This window comes from Paenibacillus sp. FSL H8-0283 (assembly GCF_045040675.1).
Taxonomy (GTDB): Bacteria; Bacillota; Bacilli; order Paenibacillales; family Paenibacillaceae; genus Paenibacillus; species Paenibacillus amylolyticus.
Genome location: NZ_CP150295.1, coordinates 159,813 through 177,654, shown reverse-complemented (window position 1 = coordinate 177,654; position 17,842 = coordinate 159,813). Strand labels below are relative to the sequence as shown.

The 17,842-nt window shown below is 45.3% G+C and carries 13 protein-coding genes; 1 reads left to right on the top strand and 12 read right to left on the bottom strand.

What is annotated here, in order from left to right:
• Nucleotides 1–14: 14 nt before the first annotated feature.
• The 4 genes from MHI52_RS00870 to MHI52_RS00855 all read right to left on the bottom strand — a co-directional run bounded on the left by MHI52_RS00870 (nucleotide 15) and on the right by MHI52_RS00855 (nucleotide 5,471).
• Entirely contained in the window at nucleotides 15–965 is a 951-nt protein-coding gene (locus MHI52_RS00870) for an ROK family glucokinase (RefSeq protein ID WP_340388316.1), read from the bottom strand.
• 447 nt (nucleotides 966–1,412) lie between these two features.
• A complete protein-coding gene (locus MHI52_RS00865) occupies nucleotides 1,413–2,444 on the bottom strand; it encodes an AI-2E family transporter (RefSeq protein ID WP_036616412.1) in 1,032 nt (343 codons plus the stop codon).
• A 162-nt stretch (nucleotides 2,445–2,606) separates the two neighbouring features.
• Nucleotides 2,607–3,566 carry a thioredoxin-disulfide reductase gene (gene trxB, locus MHI52_RS00860; RefSeq protein WP_036674745.1) on the bottom strand — a complete coding sequence of 320 codons (960 nt, stop codon included), beginning with the start codon at nucleotides 3,564–3,566 and terminating at the stop codon, nucleotides 2,607–2,609.
• Between the two features lie 171 nt (nucleotides 3,567–3,737).
• Nucleotides 3,738–5,471 (bottom strand): tetratricopeptide repeat protein, encoded by a 1,734-nt coding sequence (locus MHI52_RS00855; protein ID WP_340388314.1) that lies wholly within the window; start codon nucleotides 5,469–5,471, stop codon nucleotides 3,738–3,740.
• 479 nt (nucleotides 5,472–5,950) lie between these two features.
• On the opposite strand from MHI52_RS00855, the gene MHI52_RS00850 reads away from it, so the two are divergent.
• Nucleotides 5,951–6,358, top strand: coding sequence for a hypothetical protein (locus tag MHI52_RS00850; protein ID WP_340388311.1), 408 nt, complete (start codon nucleotides 5,951–5,953; stop codon nucleotides 6,356–6,358).
• 139 nt (nucleotides 6,359–6,497) lie between these two features.
• Here MHI52_RS00850 and MHI52_RS00845 read toward each other — a convergent pair whose 3' ends face one another.
• The 8 genes from MHI52_RS00845 to hisJ all read right to left on the bottom strand — a co-directional run bounded on the left by MHI52_RS00845 (nucleotide 6,498) and on the right by hisJ (nucleotide 17,839).
• Nucleotides 6,498–8,249: a hypothetical protein gene (locus tag MHI52_RS00845; protein ID WP_340018869.1), complete on the bottom strand. Its 1,752-nt coding sequence runs from the start codon at nucleotides 8,247–8,249 to the stop codon at nucleotides 6,498–6,500.
• Nucleotides 8,250–8,504: 255 nt separating this feature from the next.
• Entirely contained in the window at nucleotides 8,505–9,455 is a 951-nt protein-coding gene (locus tag MHI52_RS00840) for a sugar phosphate isomerase/epimerase (RefSeq protein ID WP_282322250.1), read from the bottom strand.
• Nucleotides 9,456–9,514: 59 nt separating this feature from the next.
• Nucleotides 9,515–10,387: a carbohydrate ABC transporter permease gene (locus MHI52_RS00835; RefSeq protein ID WP_074092962.1), complete on the bottom strand. Its 873-nt coding sequence runs from the start codon at nucleotides 10,385–10,387 to the stop codon at nucleotides 9,515–9,517.
• A gap of 75 nt (nucleotides 10,388–10,462) precedes the next feature.
• The gene (locus tag MHI52_RS00830) at nucleotides 10,463–11,359 is read right to left on the bottom strand and encodes a sugar ABC transporter permease (RefSeq protein ID WP_074092961.1); all 897 of its coding nucleotides are present in this window, start codon (nucleotides 11,357–11,359) and stop codon (nucleotides 10,463–10,465) included.
• Nucleotides 11,360–11,461: 102 nt separating this feature from the next.
• Nucleotides 11,462–13,048: an extracellular solute-binding protein gene (locus MHI52_RS00825; RefSeq protein ID WP_074092960.1), complete on the bottom strand. Its 1,587-nt coding sequence runs from the start codon at nucleotides 13,046–13,048 to the stop codon at nucleotides 11,462–11,464.
• Between the two features lie 425 nt (nucleotides 13,049–13,473).
• A complete protein-coding gene (locus tag MHI52_RS00820) occupies nucleotides 13,474–15,732 on the bottom strand; it encodes an AraC family transcriptional regulator (protein ID WP_282319735.1) in 2,259 nt (752 codons plus the stop codon).
• A gap of 254 nt (nucleotides 15,733–15,986) precedes the next feature.
• Nucleotides 15,987–16,934: a ribose-phosphate diphosphokinase gene (locus MHI52_RS00815; protein ID WP_405158265.1), complete on the bottom strand. Its 948-nt coding sequence runs from the start codon at nucleotides 16,932–16,934 to the stop codon at nucleotides 15,987–15,989.
• An 80-nt stretch (nucleotides 16,935–17,014) separates the two neighbouring features.
• Entirely contained in the window at nucleotides 17,015–17,839 is an 825-nt protein-coding gene (gene hisJ, locus MHI52_RS00810; protein ID WP_036674758.1) for a histidinol-phosphatase HisJ, read from the bottom strand.
• Nucleotides 17,840–17,842 lie beyond the last annotated feature (3 nt).

Sequence of the window (17,842 nt, the reverse complement as noted above, 5' to 3'; positions counted from 1 at the left end):
TTGTTACGAGGATACTAGGAACGCAAGAGAAGACCTGCTGCACCCACAATACCTGCATTATTACCAAGTGTAGCTTCCAGAATCTGAACCCCATCTTGCAACGGTTCTGGCGTCAGCTTAGCAAACACAGTACGGATTTCATCAAACAAGAAATTGCCCGCTTTGGATACGCCGCCACCGATGATGAACATCTCCGGGTTAATGACAGCTGCTACAGTAGCCATGGACTTGCCCAGGTAAAAGGCCGCACGATTCACAATGCGCTGTGCCACTTCATCGCCTGCCTTGGCAGCTTCAAATACTTCTTTGGCTGCAATCTTGTCGACGAGTGCCAGTGACGTATGATCCCCGCGCTCTACGGCATCCTTTGCCATACGGATAATACCCGTTGCAGACGATACTGTTTCTACACATCCCATTTTACCACAACCGCATTTGATGGCTTCCAGATCAGGTACAACACTGATATGACCCAGTTCTCCCGCCATACCGGAGAAACCCTGATAAATGTTACCATTCAGGATCAAACCTCCGCCAACACCCGTACCGAGTGTATAACATACGCAGTTGTCTACGCCTTTGCCGGCACCTGCCCAGACTTCACCCAGTGCAGCCACGTTTGCATCGTTATCTATTTTGATTGGCTTGCCCAGACGTTCTTCCAGAATCGAACGAATGGCCACATTCCGAAATCCGATGTTAGGGGCATGAACGATAATTCCCTCGCGTACATTCGTGAAACCGGCCACTCCAGCACCTACACCCTCAAGCTGTTCCCAACTGTAAGGTGATTCGGCTACGATATGTCGGACATACTTCTCGATGTTGGCGATGACCGTGTCTACGCCCTTATCCACTTCAGTCGGTCCTTCATACGTATGCATTAGCTGACCTTGTTCATCGCATATACCGACCTTGATTGCTGTTCCGCCGAGATCGACCCCAACGTAGATTTTCTCAGACATGCTGCAAGCCACCTTTATCTATCTAAAATAGTTTAAGTCCTACGTACCAACTATAATTGAAGGATACGCCTGGGTCAAGACGAGAAGACCTCTAGTACCTCCTGCTCCGCCGGGGTTGTGAACCACATCACGCACCGTTTTTGAATACGTATACATCCTCATTACCTTCATTTATAAACGCACGCTTTATTCCTTCCTCCCCATAACAGAGGAAGCCTCAACTCATGATATTGCATCTTCACTCGTTCCATTCATAAAAGATGATCTTCGCCCCCTCAGAGTGGTGACTCGTCTTATGCACCCCGCCACCTGTCATTCTTACGCAGAAAGCTATCTAATGACGGTATTGCCAACAAAAAAAGAGCCTTCCATCCACAGGAAGACTCCCTTACTTTTATGAAAATCTGAAATTGTAGAAATTGGGCTGACTCAGTTGATTTTTCTACGTTATAACTTCGTTTCCACACGTACCGGCTCTTCTGTCTTCTCCATCTTGTTCACATCCAGAATATCAAGCAGGAAGACAAAAATCGGAATACCAATGATCAGTCCCCAGATCCCCAGGAAGTGTTGCGACAGAATTAGTACGATAAAGGTGTAGAACATTGGCAATTTGGTCTTGTGTGCCATCAGTTTTGGATTCAGGAAGTACGTCTCCAAAGCATGAATAACAATAATCATGATGATCACAATAATGCTTAATTTCAGTCCACCCATCTGATACCCAATCAGACAGAGCGGTACAAGTGAGATGATAACCCCCGCAACGGGAACCAGACTGAGCATGAACACCAGAATGGTCAGAGCGAACAGATACGGGAAACCCAGAATCCATAAGCCCAGTATCGTCAGTACTGTATTAAACACCGCAATAAGAAGCTGCGCCTCAATGACTTTACCAAAAGAAGATACGAATTTGTCTCCCAGATAAGCAACTTCATTGTAGAACCATCCGATTTTACTTGTTTTAAACTTGGACGTGAACTTGGATATCTCCTGCTTTTGCAACAAGAAGAACAGACTCAGAATGATAACGAGCAGAATAAACTCCAGCCATTTGCTCAAAGCGAAAATATATTTCAATGCATCATTGGTGTAATTTTTAATATCGAATGATTGAAGATAACCCGCAATTTTGGATGCAAAATTATCACCGTCTGCACTATCCAGAAATTTCATAATCTCGTTCGTCAACTGAACAACCTGATCCACGATCCGTGGTGAATATCTGGAAATGCCAAGCACAATGACTGCAATCACAATCATATAGAGTAGGATGACAACAACTTTATAATTGATTGGAAACAACCGATTTAAACCACCTGTAATGAAATGCTGTAACCTGTTCATGACATACGTCACCAGGAACAACAGCAGAATCATGTGTAGCATACTCCCCATACTGAACAAAATTAAACAGAACAAGAGCAGGATCAAAAATCGTCTCACTGTCGCATTCTGTAACCAATCTTTTATCATTTCCCCCAAAATCTTCACCTCACAGCTAATATGCCCTATATGTATACGATCTCATGCCCACTGTAGTTTCAAAAAAAGAGAAGCCTTCCGGCTTCTCTCATTTCATGAGACTTCCCGTTGTCTCTTATTCCCAGCATATGCCTAACCTCACGCATGTAATGCTTATTTATCCAACGTTTCGCTCCAATCATGGACAATGCTTCCTTCAAGGAACTTCTCACAATCCATCGCGGCCATACATCCTGATCCTGCAGCCGTAATAGCTTGACGATATTTCGTATCCTGAACATCACCACAGGCAAATACACCTGGAATATTGGTCTCCGTTGTTCCGGGTTTAACGACAACATAGCCATGTTCGTCCAGTGCAATCGCATTACCCAGGAATCCGGTATTCGGTGTGTGACCAATGGCAACGAATACGCCATCTGCTTCAAGCAACTCTTCCTGCCCCGTCTCGTTGTTGCGCACTTTCAGCCCTTTGACACCCAAAGCTTCTGGTACGACCTCGAGTGGAGTACGGTTCAGCGCCCACTTCACCTTTTCATTGCTGCGAGCCCGATCCTGCATAATCTTGGATGCACGTAATTCATCCCGGCGGTGAACCAATGTCACGTCTGTTGCAAAACGAGTCAGGAAACTCGCTTCCTCCATCGCGGAGTCTCCACCGCCCACGACCACGATTTTTTTGCCTCGGAAGAAAAATCCGTCACATGTCGCGCATGTACTTACACCACGTCCCACATTTTCCTGCTCGCCCGGAATACCGAGGTAACGAGCGGAAGCACCTGTGGAGATAATGATCGATTCAGCTTCCAGTTCACCGATTCCTCCAACTTTGACCTTGAAGGGCGGTTTGCTGAAATCAACCTCTTCCACCCAACCGTTTTTGAATTCCGCTCCAAAACGTTCAGCTTGCTTACGCATGTTGTCCATCAGTTCCGGACCCATGATACCTTGCGGGAAACCGGGGAAATTCTCAACTTCCGTTGTCGTCGTCAATTGACCACCCGGCTGAAGACCTTCGATAACCAGTGGTTTCAGATTAGCACGAGCCAGATATATCGCTGCTGTCAGACCCGCAGGTCCCGTTCCGATCACAATCGTTCTGTATTTAGACATATAGATACAGCCTCCTTAATTAAGGTGAGAATGTGTTGTACTAGCGATGAACTTGCCAAGATGATATCCTACAGGCGTTTACGAAGCCCATTCGTTAAGTTTACCCGTTTTCCCGGTTGTTGTATCCTTCACCTGTTGATGTCTTTCTGAAAACGAGTTGAAGCGAACTTTCTATACTAGTGGTGGCTTGCTGTTACAAACCGAATGAATCTGTTTAGCATACTTGCTAACCGTTGATGCCGATATCCCATACCGCTCAGCAATGCTTTGATAGGTAACGGGCCGACTGTGATTCTTCGCTGCCAAGTATTCAAGTCCTGCAGCCCAACCCTCAATCTGCTTCGTACCCGGAAACTCCGGATGTACCCGGGATACATAATCCGTCCAGAGCCGTTCCATCTCTTGCTGCAACTCAGCCTTTGCTTCAGACATCTGTAACGCACGATCAACAACAGCCTGCCAATGGGAGGTTGATCCAGTGTCCGATTGCTCTGATGTGGATGGAACCTTCCCAATAGACTTCAAGGCTACAGGAGAAAAGGGTCGAACCACCTGAGAATTCCGATCCTCATGTTCAGCCGATTTCAATCCGTTCAGTACAGTCTGTGCTGCCTCAAGCAGATCCTTTTCTTCTCCAGTCTCTTCAATAAAGGATTGCAGAGCCTGCTGCACCTCATAGTCACCGATCATCCCAAGCGCATGAATCACCTGTAGCTTGGTTGCCCGATCACCATGACGCAATGCCCAGAAGAAAGATGAGCGAATCAGTGGATCATTTTTCATTTCTTCAGGTATGCCACTACCATAGTTCTCCCACTGTCTGAATTGCTCATCAAATGGTAGATGATAATGATAACTTAGCTTCTCTGGCTCTTGCTCGCCTTGTTTTACAGCCTCAAGACCTGACAGATAATACCGGGATACTTCGGAACCCGGATCAAGCTTGGACACATGATGCCATAAACGCTCAGCAGCATCATATCGTTCTGTATTATAAGCCGCCACTGCTGCATAGTGAGCAAGTGCCGGATCAGCAGCTGTCTCTTCGTCCTTGAGCAAACGCCGGAAGTGAACATAAGCCGTATCGTGTTGGCCCAGAATTCCCATCGTTGTCGCCAGTTTGTAGACTTGTTCGTGCTGGAAGGGCACGATGACCCGCAATTTTTTGATCAGAAGCAAAACCTGATCAGCCCGGTTCTCATTTTGATGGAAAATGGCCAAATTACAGAGTGCATGCAGATTACCTGGTTCCTGTTCAAGCACTTCGGCAATGGTCTCTTTTGCTTTGGGAAACAGACCCATATAATAGTAGGCGAGTGCCAGATTGTTACGGGCAGCCAAGTAATCAGGATAATCAGAAGACATGCCTTCGAGCAATTCAGCAGCCTGTGCAAATTTTCCTTCTTCCAGCAGTTCCCGTGCCTGATCGTGCTCCACTACACCTTTGCGTGATTTGATTCGATTCAGTTTGGTCGGACGATCCAGCTCATAGTACAGAAGCTCCATCATCTCTTCGGCTTCCGTCATGAACTGACCTTGGGTGTCCTCCTCCAGATAGGTAACAAGTGCTTGCTCGGCTTCCTCAAACCGATCCATATTTGCATAATTGTTCGCCATATAAAAATAACATTCCGTCATTGACGGATCTACCACTTCCAGCACGTTAGCCAGAATGGCATTGGAGGCTTCGTAATCCCCCTTCTCCGATAATATACCCGCCATATTACAATGATTTACCGGATTTTCCGGTTCGTATTCAACAGCTTTGCGAAAATATTTTAATGCCTTGTCGACATGATTTCGGTCCAGCGAGCGGACAGCTCTTTCAAAAAAGAAAGAAGCATCCAAGTGAATCGGTATAATATTGGCAAGGTGTCCCTCAGCCCGCACTAGCTTGCCCTTCATCTTCCAAGGCACCTCCTCTTTGCATTTCATTCATACTCTTCAGTATACCACATCTTAAGGCCCACTTCTCAATATGTAGTTTCATGTCGTTTATGAAAAAAATGCAAAAGAAGGTGATATTCCATTTTGCGGAAACCTATCACCTTGGAGCGTTGTTTATTCAAAGGAAAACCATGTTTACCTAGAGACTACTACACTCACTTACCATAGGCTCTCTTTGCAGTATTGCATTAGTCTATTCTTGTCGGTTACGCGGCATCTAACTGGATTCGGTCCGGTTATACTAATACGAGTGTAGTCTATGGTATTATTATCTTTATTGTCCTTTTTAGTGGTTTATCTCCATAAAAAATCAAACAACGTATATTAGCTCTGACGGTCAGCCTCTTTTTCGCGTATGTAATAAAAAATAAATATTTAAAGGGGATGTTATATTGAGGATCTCAAAGATAAAACCACTTATATTCATCTTAATATGCTTGTTTGCTTTGAATGGATGTTCAAAAGATATAGAAAACATAGAAAATAAGTTCACATTAGATGATGTACTGAGAGCGCTCGAGTCTCAAGAACTGGATTTAGTGTCCTTTGGTATAACCGGGTATCCTTTGAAATTAGATGATGTTGTACCTGAGGTGTACTCCGTTGAAGTGCCCGTAGAAGAAGAACCATATAGCCCTGAATTTATACATTTTTATATTTTCAATTCTGAAAAGGATCGCATCAACGGGACAAAAGAATTCAATAAACACATGGAAAGCGCCCAATTTACAACATTCCCTTTTCTATATGAGAAAGGAAATATTTTTATCGTTTACTGGAGCAAAACCAAAGATGATCCTCTGTTCACTAAACCAATCGAAACTGCGTTAGAGCAACTGAAATGATCATAGTTCATACATTACTGGACTGAGCTGGACAGTGGGAATATCATTTTAGAACGTTAATTGCAGTCGTTCGTAAAAAAAGAAGACCGAGCATTTGGGCTCGGTCTTCTAACTATTATGGCTTAAATATCTAATAAATCTAGATTTTCGACGCCATCGAAGGAGAAAGTGAAATATGAAGGGTTTTATCAAACGGCGTCATGAAATTGACCAGCACAACCTTACACTTGTCCGGCAGTTTTGCCTCACGTACCGTTGCCGCCAGATGACCCAGTTCGCCCCCAGTGATCTCCAGCCAGTCTTCTCCGCAGGTATAGCGTAATGTACCGCCTTTCCACAAATAGTGACCCTCACTCGTTTCAATCGCGTCCTCACAGGTCAGCTCACCTTCGCTTCCGAATACAAAGGATAACTGCATCATAATGTCCTCCGGTTCCTGTCCAGATAGATGCATGTTCCATCCGTTTTCCGTTGGCTGTAATTCTGCTCCTACACGGAATGTCTGCTCATGAGTAAGCTGACGACTCTGATGAGGTAACAAATACCATGGACTTATATCTGATGCAGCCGATTCTGGCAGCAGGTTCGCAGGGATTGGGCCGTAATAACCTTTTTTCTGCTCACCAGTTAGTCGATAGCCTTCGGACAGCCTCGTCATTTGCTGCATAGGTACATACCCTGGATTAAAGTATGAGGCCAGTTGCACAGCCAGCAGGCGCACCTTGCCATGACGAAGCGCGAAGAAAGAAGGAACTTCTGTCATCACAGTCACACTTGTAGCATCATCCCGAATTCGGGCTACCGGAGCACCAAAATCCGTATGCATCCGACTGTGCGAAATACGACCGTGATGCCCTACTGCGTCCATCTGCTCCAGATATTCTCCCCGTACAAAATGTTCATTCAGCATGACCTCATACTGTTCCGGTAATGCATCACGTGTGTCATTGGTCTGTTGAAGCTCCGGCTCAAGCATTAATCGAATGAGCGTATTCACCGAACATACTCCCGGATCTGTCAATGTATCTCCAGCCCAGGCTGCCATACCGGCTAAGAGTGGATCACCGTCCAGCCGAGCCAAAATGGCATAAGGCAGATAATAAGGTGACAGATCATGAACACTGCCCAGATCCTGTCGCCCTGAATAATCCGTAACAATTTCACCCGTTGGATGGACCAGATACACCATCATGCGGAGATTAAGCCTCACTGGTTCCAGCAGTTCAGGACGATTGAGCAGGCGCGCAGCATGAATTAACATGATGTCGCTAACTGCGCTGTATATCCCATTGCTCCGTTCTGTCCACTCCCCATCAGGTGTAATATCCATGCCTTCATCCATCCACTGCTCTGCGCGCTGCACAGCTTCCTCCAGATCAAATATTTCATGCAGGAAACCAAGCGCCGCGCATAGCACCCAGCGATGATTGGGCGTATGACAACCTCCCGTAAGCATGGTTGGGATTGTCCGTTCCAGAAACAGCCTCATATTGTTCAATACAGGTTGAAGCGGCTCCCATTCTTGTTGCTGAAGAAGCTGATACAACTGTGAATACCCTACAACGACAAATGCAGTATCTGGAGGGGAATGGTAATTGGTCCAGCCAGGCGATATTGAACCGTCTTCATGCTGGAAGCGGAGTACAAATTCCGTAGCTAACAGCAGTCGATTTAACAACGATTCATCCCGGTAATAGATAGAGTCCGGATTGGAGAGCGCAGCTCCCCAGTAACACATATCCGTGGGCGTTCCAGTCGTATGGTTGACCCAGGCAACACCTGTGAAGGGATCAATTGTCCCTCCATAGTAACGGCTTTCCGGGTCAAGCATCTGCCGGGATATGCCTCTTTCTACCGCTCTGTCATTACTGTCCACCAGTTGTTTGTACATGTGCAGTCCCCTCCATACCAATGCATTCTCCCGATGTGCGGAGTATGTTGCTTCAGTGCCTTCAATTCAGACCGGAAGCCTACTCATACCGCCCGTAGGTGAGTTCATTTTTCTCGTCAGTATATATCATATTTCTACAAAAGTCGCTAGAAAACCTGTGCTTGTTTTACTACATATTTATGGGTCTCCGTCACTGAGAAAACAGTCGTTAAACACATGCTGTGAACATGCAAACTGTTTCCCACATCACCGCGCCTACTCTGTCACTCCAAGCTTCTTCATTAGCAAGTCATGACTCTCATGAATCTCTTCTGCCTTACAGGCAGACTTCAACTCATACACCTTCACCTGTGCCCGGCGAATCATCGGCAGATAGGCATCATAGAAGTTCATATCCTTACTGTGTACATACGGGCACCAGTGATCCGAGAGACCAAGCGTCTCATGGATATGGACCCCTACGATATCATCCATCAGGCCCCGCATTTCTCCCACACTGTCATAAAGGCCCATTCGGTCCATCATTATGGCATGACCGGTATCGTACCAGATACCAACCGGAGCCCCTTTGAGGGCCGTGATGATGGTCTTGGCTTCGGCAAGGGTAGGAATCTGTTGTGGTCGGGATCTTGTCTCGATGCCAAAACGAACATCCAGACCTTTAGCTGCCGCCCGATTGCATACCTCATCCAGACTGGCGATAATTTTCTCCACATACCCTGAACTGAGGGCTTCCCGCCGCTCCATCAATTCAGCCCATTTGCTCCGATACTTCGGTGAGTCCGGACCTTCCTCGTTATAGATCTTTCCAAGGTCTTTGCTGATATCCTCAGGAAAAGGTACCTCTCCCGGGTGTACAACAACAGCTTCTCCACCATAACGTTGGGCATATTCAGCTGACTCTACCAGCAATTCGATCGCCCGCTTACGTTTCACTTCATCTTCGAAGCCGAGCAAGATGGAATCCGTACCGTAGTCTGGATCAGGGTCATGTGGAAAGGTGTTGTGGACACTAGAAATTCCGATCTCTCCACGCTCAATCATGGGCTCAATCGTCGTGAGCATCTCCTTCGTCACATTATAATTGAGCTCCACCCGACGAAAGCCGAGATCCGCAATCTCCCGAATCATATCTTCCCCTATGGGATGTTTCCTGATGTTCCAACATGTCGAGAATGAGTATTCGCCCTTGTCTTCTCCCTGCATATTCATTTCCTTCTCCTTCCCCTGATATCAGTTCTTGTGTGTACGGGGATCACCCAACATTATCCTTTAACCGCTCCCAGCATCGCACCGCTGACGAAATACTTTTGCAACCATGGATATACCAGTAGGATAGGTACTGTTGCGAACACGACCGTTGCAGCCTTAAGACTCTCTGGAGTTAATCTGGTCCGGTTGGCACCTTCCATTAATGTAAGCTCACTAACCATGTTGTTCTGTACCATTTGATAGAGCTTTAGTTGAAGTGGATATAGCTTCGGATCCGTGATGTACATCAGGGAATCCTGAAAACCATTCCAGCGTCCAACCGCATAGAACAAACTGAGTGTAGCGATTACTGGCATGGATAATGGCAGAATAATTTTAAAGAGCGTGTGTACATGTGAGCTTCCGTCGATCTCAGCCGATTCTTCTAAGCTCTCCGGTATCCCACGGAAGAAGGAGATCAGGATAATCAAGTTAAACGGACTCACTAATCCTGGTAGAATCAAAGCCCAAACGGAATTCAGCAAATGCAGGTCACGAATCAGCAAATATTCGGGAATAATCCCTCCGCTGAAGAACATGGTGATGATGATGACGTACATAAACATTTTGCGACCTTTTAATTTTTTCTTCGTGAGCGGGTACGCTGCAGCAATGGTAAACAACATGCACAGCGCTGTCGTAGCTATCGTAAGAACCGTGGTGAAGCCTAGTGAATAGATCATGGAATGATCCGAAAATACTTGCCCATATGCATCCCAGTTAAATTCCTTTGGGAAGATGGTTACTTCACCTGATGTAATGGCCCGGTTCGAACTTAGCGATATCGCAATCGTGTGCAGAAACGGAGCAAGACAGAATATAACAAATAAGGTGATAAAGGAGACATTGACAATATCAAAAATCCGGTTCGAGGTGCGGTCACTCATCTGCGCACAACTCCTTTACTGATGGTCTATACGTTCAACAAACCAAATGTAACAAATTTTATTATTTCCCTAAAATTATAGTATTCCTTCACCGGTTGTTTTCTTCGAGATATAGTTTGAGCCGAGTACAAAGATCAATCCGACAACAGCCTGGAATAAGCCGACAACCGTTGCAAGTGTATACTGTCCAGACTGTATACCCATTCTGTATACAAAGGTACTGAGTACATCGGAATATTCACGAACAGCCGTATTACCAATAACATAAGGCCGGTCAAAACCGATGCTGACCATATTTCCGAGATTAAGGATAAGCAAGGTTACAATGGTTGGTTTAATACTTGGCAGTGTAATATGCCAGATTCTCTTCAGCCGCGTTGCACCATCAATCTCAGCTGCTTCGAACAATTCCTTGTTAACGCCGGTTAATGCAGCCAGATATAGAATGGTTCCCCACCCAGCACTTTGCCACACACCTGTGAACAGGTAAGTAACAAGCCAAGGGTTTTTCTCTGTCAAAAACGGAATTGAATTTAGGCCCATACTTTCCAGAATACCGTTTACCATACCAGATTGATTACCAAACAATTGGTATACAATTCCCCCGATGATAACCCAGGAGATAAAGTGAGGAATGTACAAAATGGTCTGTGAAATTTTCTTAAACCATTTAAACCTTACCTCATAGAGCATAATGGCCAGAATGATTGGAGCAGGGAATGAAACGATCAGATCAAGAAAATTCAGCATAAATGTGTTACGTAGCGTAGTGTAGAAGTCCGGCATTGCGAATACCTCGCGAAAAGCATCAAAACCGATCCATTCACTACCGTTAATACCTTGAAACAGGTTAAAGTCTTTAAAAGCGATCTGCACACCGTACATTGGTCCGTATCGGAAAATGATAAAATAAATAAGGGGTAGTGAAATTAGCGCATACAGTTGCCAGTATCTCTTCAAGTATGTGGTCATGTCTCTCTCTCCTCCTCACAAACGAAGAAACGCTATGCCGCCATCCAAGAGACGGCACAGGCTTCATCGAAACACTTCAATTTACACACATTTTGTTCAAACTTATTGTTCAGCAGCTTCCAATTCTTTTTTCAGCTCTGTTCCACCCAAGGACATGTAGTCAGCCATTTCTTTTTCAAATACAGCATCGAATTCTTCAGGTTTTGCCATCGCTGTTTTTACGATAATAACGTCCAATTTATCTGTCAGTGCTGTGCTATACTTCATCTCTGTCTGAATTGGCTTGCTGAAGACAATTGGTCCAACAGTATCTGTGTTTGCAACTTCAAGTGCTTTTTTCAAAATTTCCTGATTCGCTGGAGGGAATCCCATGATCCAAGCTTTTTCATTTTGTGCTTGATCACCAAGGTTTTTACCGTTCGAAATAATTGCGGTATCTCCTGCATTGAACAGACGATCTTTTGCTTCTTGAGTAGCGTCTGCTTTAGCAACCGGAATGCCGTCTACCAGATCATAGTTCTCGCCTTCCACACCATCATAAATGGCAGTGAGGTTTTTATCGGAAGCCATCCAATCCAGATATTTAATTGCTTCTGCCGCACGTTCGCTGCTCTTCGGAATCATGATGTACATACCATTCGAACCATAACGAGACTTGATATGTTTTCCATCAGCATTCGCATTGGTGTATGCATCGAGCGGAGCCAAGTTGCTGTCCGGTTTGTTTGTTTTCAACAGATCATAAGATCCATCTGGCCAGAAAATAGAGTCCACATCTTCAGAGAAGAAACCAGTATTTCCATTTGCAACGTCTTTGTTTAACTGGGTTTTATCCTTATCCAAGCTGAAATCCTTACTGATCAATCCTTCGTTGTATAGCTTGTTCAAGAACTGCATGGATTCTTTGAATCCTTCATGCAGAGGCAGTTCATAGCGTTGAGCATAAGTCTTATCACCAGCGATTGGCTTAATGAAAGAATAGATGAGTGGTTCATAGGAAGCTGGTGCAAGCGCAAAACCCATAGGAATGTTTTGACTTCCCACATTGCCAGGATCTTTTTCTTTAAAAGCTTTCACTGTGTTATACAACTCATCTGTTGTTTGAGGTGCTGGCATTCCCAGCTTATCTAACCAATCTTGACGAATGAAGGAGCTGTACCGCGCTGTAATCGCACGTTTACCCGGTATAGCAAACTGCTGTCCCTCCACTTGACCAAACTTTAATGTATCTTCGCCCAAAAACTTTTTCAGATTCGGTCCATACTGATTAATCAGATCACCTACATCTGTCAACCCGCCTTGTTGTGCATAGCGGTAAAACACGCTGGAGTCATAAACGAAGACAATATCCGGAACATCCGAAGCACTAGCCATCAGGACATTCAGCTTGGTTACTTCCTCAGAACGTTGAACAGGTACGAACTGTACGTCAATGTTGTTCGGATCACCAAAGTTCTTTTGAATCATTTGAGAGATAAAGTTATTTGAGATCGTGTACTGAGAAGGTGTTTTACCACGGTCGAAAAGCTCCACCTTTAATGTGACGCGTTTTCCATCGCCAGATGCCCCACCTTCTGCTGATTTGTTATCAGCAGATGAGCACCCCGCAAGTAGTGAGACGCCCATTACTGCTGTAAGCGCCAAACCCATCAACTTCTTTAGACTCCCTTTTCTTGTCATTCCGTTCATCCCCTTTGGCTTTGCGTGAATGTTTTTGAAGCTTGCTCTGAGTATTCCACATCTCTCGTCTTTCTTACAATAAACTAGTTTCGTAAGCGTTTACATACGGATTATGGTTTATACACTCTGATTATTATCGCAGACTGACTATTTTCCAACCCCTTGCTGCTAAAGGCTTTAGTGCTAGTCTGCCCCCTCTGACACAGAACACTCTGCTCATATTCGGATAAACCATTTTCACATACTGCTTATATTCGTAAATAGAAAAAAGTGGGAATATCCTTGTAATCTCGCACACAAGTAGTTACTTCCCTTTCAGTTTATAACTGAATAATACAAACAGGGTGAATCCCAGACTGTCCGCTCTCTCAGTGAAGAGCGACTGCCTAAAACTCACCCTGTATTTACTTAAGCCATGAACATCTATATTCTTGTCATTCTTCGAGATCAAGGTGTTCACGTTTCAAACGACGATAATCCCCTGGTGTAATACCCATCACCCGTTTAAACACACGGCCTAAAGTAATCCCGTTCGCGTATCCTACTTTCAAAGCAATGTCCTGCAAGGAATGATCCGTTTTTAACAGAAGCTGTTCGGCCTCCTTCATGCGAAGCTCTGTAACAAAATCAACAAACTTCATGTTGAATTCGGTCTTAAACAAATAACTCGCATGTTTGCCCGTAATCTGAAATCGATCACTCAGATGTTTCAATGAAAGATCTGGATTAGCAAACTGTTCTTCAATATAGGCTTTCATTTCGTTAACCATTGCTTTGTAACTCTTGGTTTCAGTGACCGCCACATAGGTTCTGAACAGATCCGTCAGATTATCAAACAGAAGGCCTTTGATATCCTCAAGTGTCTCTGCCTCTTCCATCAACTTGAGCCACTTGTTAATGTTCTCTTCTGACAGCTCTTCTTGCAGCTTCTCTGACATCATTGCGACTTCTCTACTGAGCATCTGTAACATCGCCTGGATGAGAGAGCGAATCTCGTCATCTGGCAGTTTATTTCGCTCAAATGCTGTGAAAATCTCTTCCAGTTGATCACGCCACTGAACACTCGACATGCGGAATCGTTTAACAAAGTCGGCAATCATCTGCAGGTAAGTGTAAGTATCCAGCAAAGGATGCTGATGCTCTCCGCACTCGGCTTGCCCCACGTCACCATTCATCAAAAGCTTGCGTTGCATTACCGTCTCGGCTGCTGCATAGGAATCCCGAATCGATCCTATGCCTTCAGCAATAGGCCCAATACCAAAGCTAAGGGAAATACGCAGATTCTGTTCCACCCAAGATTGACATTCCTCTGCCACAATGCGAATCTGCCCTGACATATCCGAGCTGTTACTGTCACTATCTTCTTTGGACAGAAAGAGTATCGCTACTCGATCTGCGCTGATCCATTCAGCCCAGCACTGCACTCCCATATTACGTGATAGTTCCTGCAGAACGTTCATCAAAGCAAACTTCAGCGTATTTTGTTCACCTCTCGTAAACCGTTCCTGGAACCCCTTTTCATACTTGTTGATTTCTCCAACCACAACGGCAAAACGGGACGAGTCATGCACTTCATCAAAAGGAGACAGATCCTTCAATTGCTCTGAAACTTGATCCATATGTTCCCCAAGCAGTAAGGCATTAAACAGCCTGCTGCGTTGTAAAAGTGCGTTCTCTCTGCTCTTCTTATCATAGTCCATCATATGATTGATCAGATTCTCAAGAACACCATCAATCATCTTCATCTCATCGGTCCGAGTGCCTGAGTTTTCCAACGCGCGGATTTGATGAGCTTCAATCCGGTTCATGATGATCTGAATAGGCTTATAGTTACGACGAGTAATATAGACTATATAAACGATGGCACAGATAACAGTCACCATTCCAATTACAATCCACACGTAGGAAACTACGGATACCCAGCCAAACAAGTTGCCCGCCTTAATTCCACTGGACAGGGTCCAGCCCAATCTGTCTAGCGGTAAATGATTTAGCTCCTTTCCATTCACTGCGCCTTCATAATCGGAATGGGCATTATACACAATCTTGCCCTCACGATCCGTAATCGTCAGAAAGGAAAGTTGCCCATTAACCATACTATCCACACTTTGCTCAATACTGCTCATCTTGATATTAATGACCAGTGTACCCTCGGAGCCAAAAGGTAAAGGCATGCCCTTATTCACTGTCAGTACCCGTACAGGTTGCTGAAAGTCCACCTCGATTTCCCGGACTGGTTGCCAGCCCGACCCGATTGGCCCGTTAACAATCCGATCAATCCACACCTTATCCGAGAAGCTGTCCGATTCTCTGGAGCCACTTACTGTCAAAACTCTGTCGTTTCTCTTGTCGTAGATATAGATGGATTGAATCCATGAAGAAGAACTGGACAGTTCGCGCAAATTCTGTGCAATTGAATAGACCGTGTCCGAGCTGGTCTGGACGGTGTTATTAAAATAAAGCTTGTAAGCTTGTGTGTTCTGTACTGTTTCGGTCACAGATAGCTCAATATCCCGGATCGTACGATCCAGTGTAGACTCCAAGTAACTGGAGGAGATCCGATCTGCCTTTCTGGTCTCTTCCCTGGAGACGTCATTTATGAAAACAAATGCGATAAAAATAAGGATCGTCATGGTAAAAAAGAAAATAGGGAAATACGAAAACAACAGTCGATAATACCAAGTACGCGACAATAGACCCCACTCCTCACTCCACGATGCCAATGTTCTCAGCCGTGGTTCTACTGTTCAGCATCCATCTCACCTTAGGGGCTGAATACTATATGATAACGCTATCATAACTGATTTTATGTTATTATAGCACAAGCCTCTGAGCAGCAAAGCAAGAATTGAATTCAAAGAGCAAAAACAAAAAAACCGTGCTGAGCAGACAACAACTCAGACACGGAACAGTTCATCTGGCAACACAACGTTATATCCTCGATGCTCTATATGCCAGAATCTTTAAACAATGTGGCCATGGAGCCACCATCCACAATAATGCGTACGGCGCGGGCCAGCATTGGCGCAACAGGTAACACTTTGAAGCATTCAGGGTGGTCATCTGGCAGTGCGATCGAGTCCGTAACGACCACCTCTTCAATTGACGGGTGATTCAATTTACTTACTGCCCCATCCGAGAACAATCCGTGTGTTGCACATACATATACATTTTTGGAGCCACGCTCCTTCAACCCTTCCACAACATTCAGAATGGTTGTTCCAGTGTCAATCAAATCCTCAATAATAATAGGTGTCCGTCCTTCTACATCACCAATGACATGGGTAATCACCGATTCATTATGGCTTGGACGTTTCTTGATCATAATGGCAAATGGAGAATCCAGACGGTTCGCCAGCTTCTCTGCCATCGATGCTCGTCCCGCATCCGGGGAGACGACAACAGGGTTCTTGATTCCTTTGCTTAACAGATAATCACTAATCAGATCCAGTGATGTCATATGGTCAACCGGAATGTTGAAGAATCCCTGAATGGCCGCTGCGTGCAGGTCGATCGTTACCACTCGATTGGCGCCAGCCGTAGTTAATACATCTGCTACCATCTTGGCCGAGATCGGTTCCCGTGGAGCAGATTTGCGCTCTTGACGAGCATAGCCGTAATACGGAACGATGATGTTCACAGTGCGCGCTGACGCCCTCTTTGCGGCATCAATCATCACCAACAGCTCGACAAACAGCTCATTAATCGGATGAGACAACGACTGTACCAGAAAAACATCACAATTACGGATCGTTTCTTCATAATGAACGTATATTTCTCCGCTCTTGAACCTGGACAGCTTGATCTTGCCCAGTTGTACACCCAGCTTGTCACATACCTGTTCTGCCAGCTTAGGGTTCGATGAACCGGAAAAAATACGTAACGAATGCTGCATAATGCCCTCCCGAGGGTTGAAGTCCCTATATAATCCCTTATCTAAAAGGTTATTTCCTACCCTCATTATACTCTAATGGTTTATACATTTAAAGGAATGAACGAGCGATGACGGCCTTCAAAAACAGCGACTTCCGTACAGCCCAACTCATGTAAAAGTGCTTCAGCTTCAGGCAAATAATCGCCCAGCTTCAGTGGGTCATGTGCATCAGAGCCCATGGTTAATGGAATACCCAAGCGAATGGCTTCTGTCAGCATTCTGCGACTAGGGAACATCTCGGCACAAGGCTTCGATATCCCGGAAGCATTCAGCTCCATGGCGCAACCACTTTTGGCAATAGCCTGCAGCGCTGCGTTCTCCAGTGAGATACGTTCTTCTGTCTGCTCCGTTGAAGGAACAAAGCCAAACCGTTTAATGACATCCGTATGGCCCATAATATCGTACATGCCCGTGGCGGCTGCCTTGCTTACGGCATCGTAGTACTGACGATATACCTCAAGGATGTCTTTGCCCTCCCAGTGATGGGTCTGGCGGAAATCCGTAATGTCCCATTCCCCGAGAAAATGAACAGAGCCAATCACATAATCCCATGGATAGCGCTCAATGATCGCGCGGATCTCTGTTTCCCAGCCTTCAATATAGTCACCTTCCAGACCAACACGTACGTCAATCTGACCACGGTAACGTTCTTTCAGGGAGAAACACTCCTCTACGTAACGCGGCAGCTCATCCATAGGCATCGCCATTTCCGGATAATATTGAGCCGGATCGACATGCAACAATGGCATGTGATCGGACAATCCAATCTGGGATAGTCCGATCTCCACACCACGCTGCACGTACTCTTCCAGTTTGCCCACGGCATGTCCACACCGCTCATGGTGTGTATGATAGTCTATACGCACGAA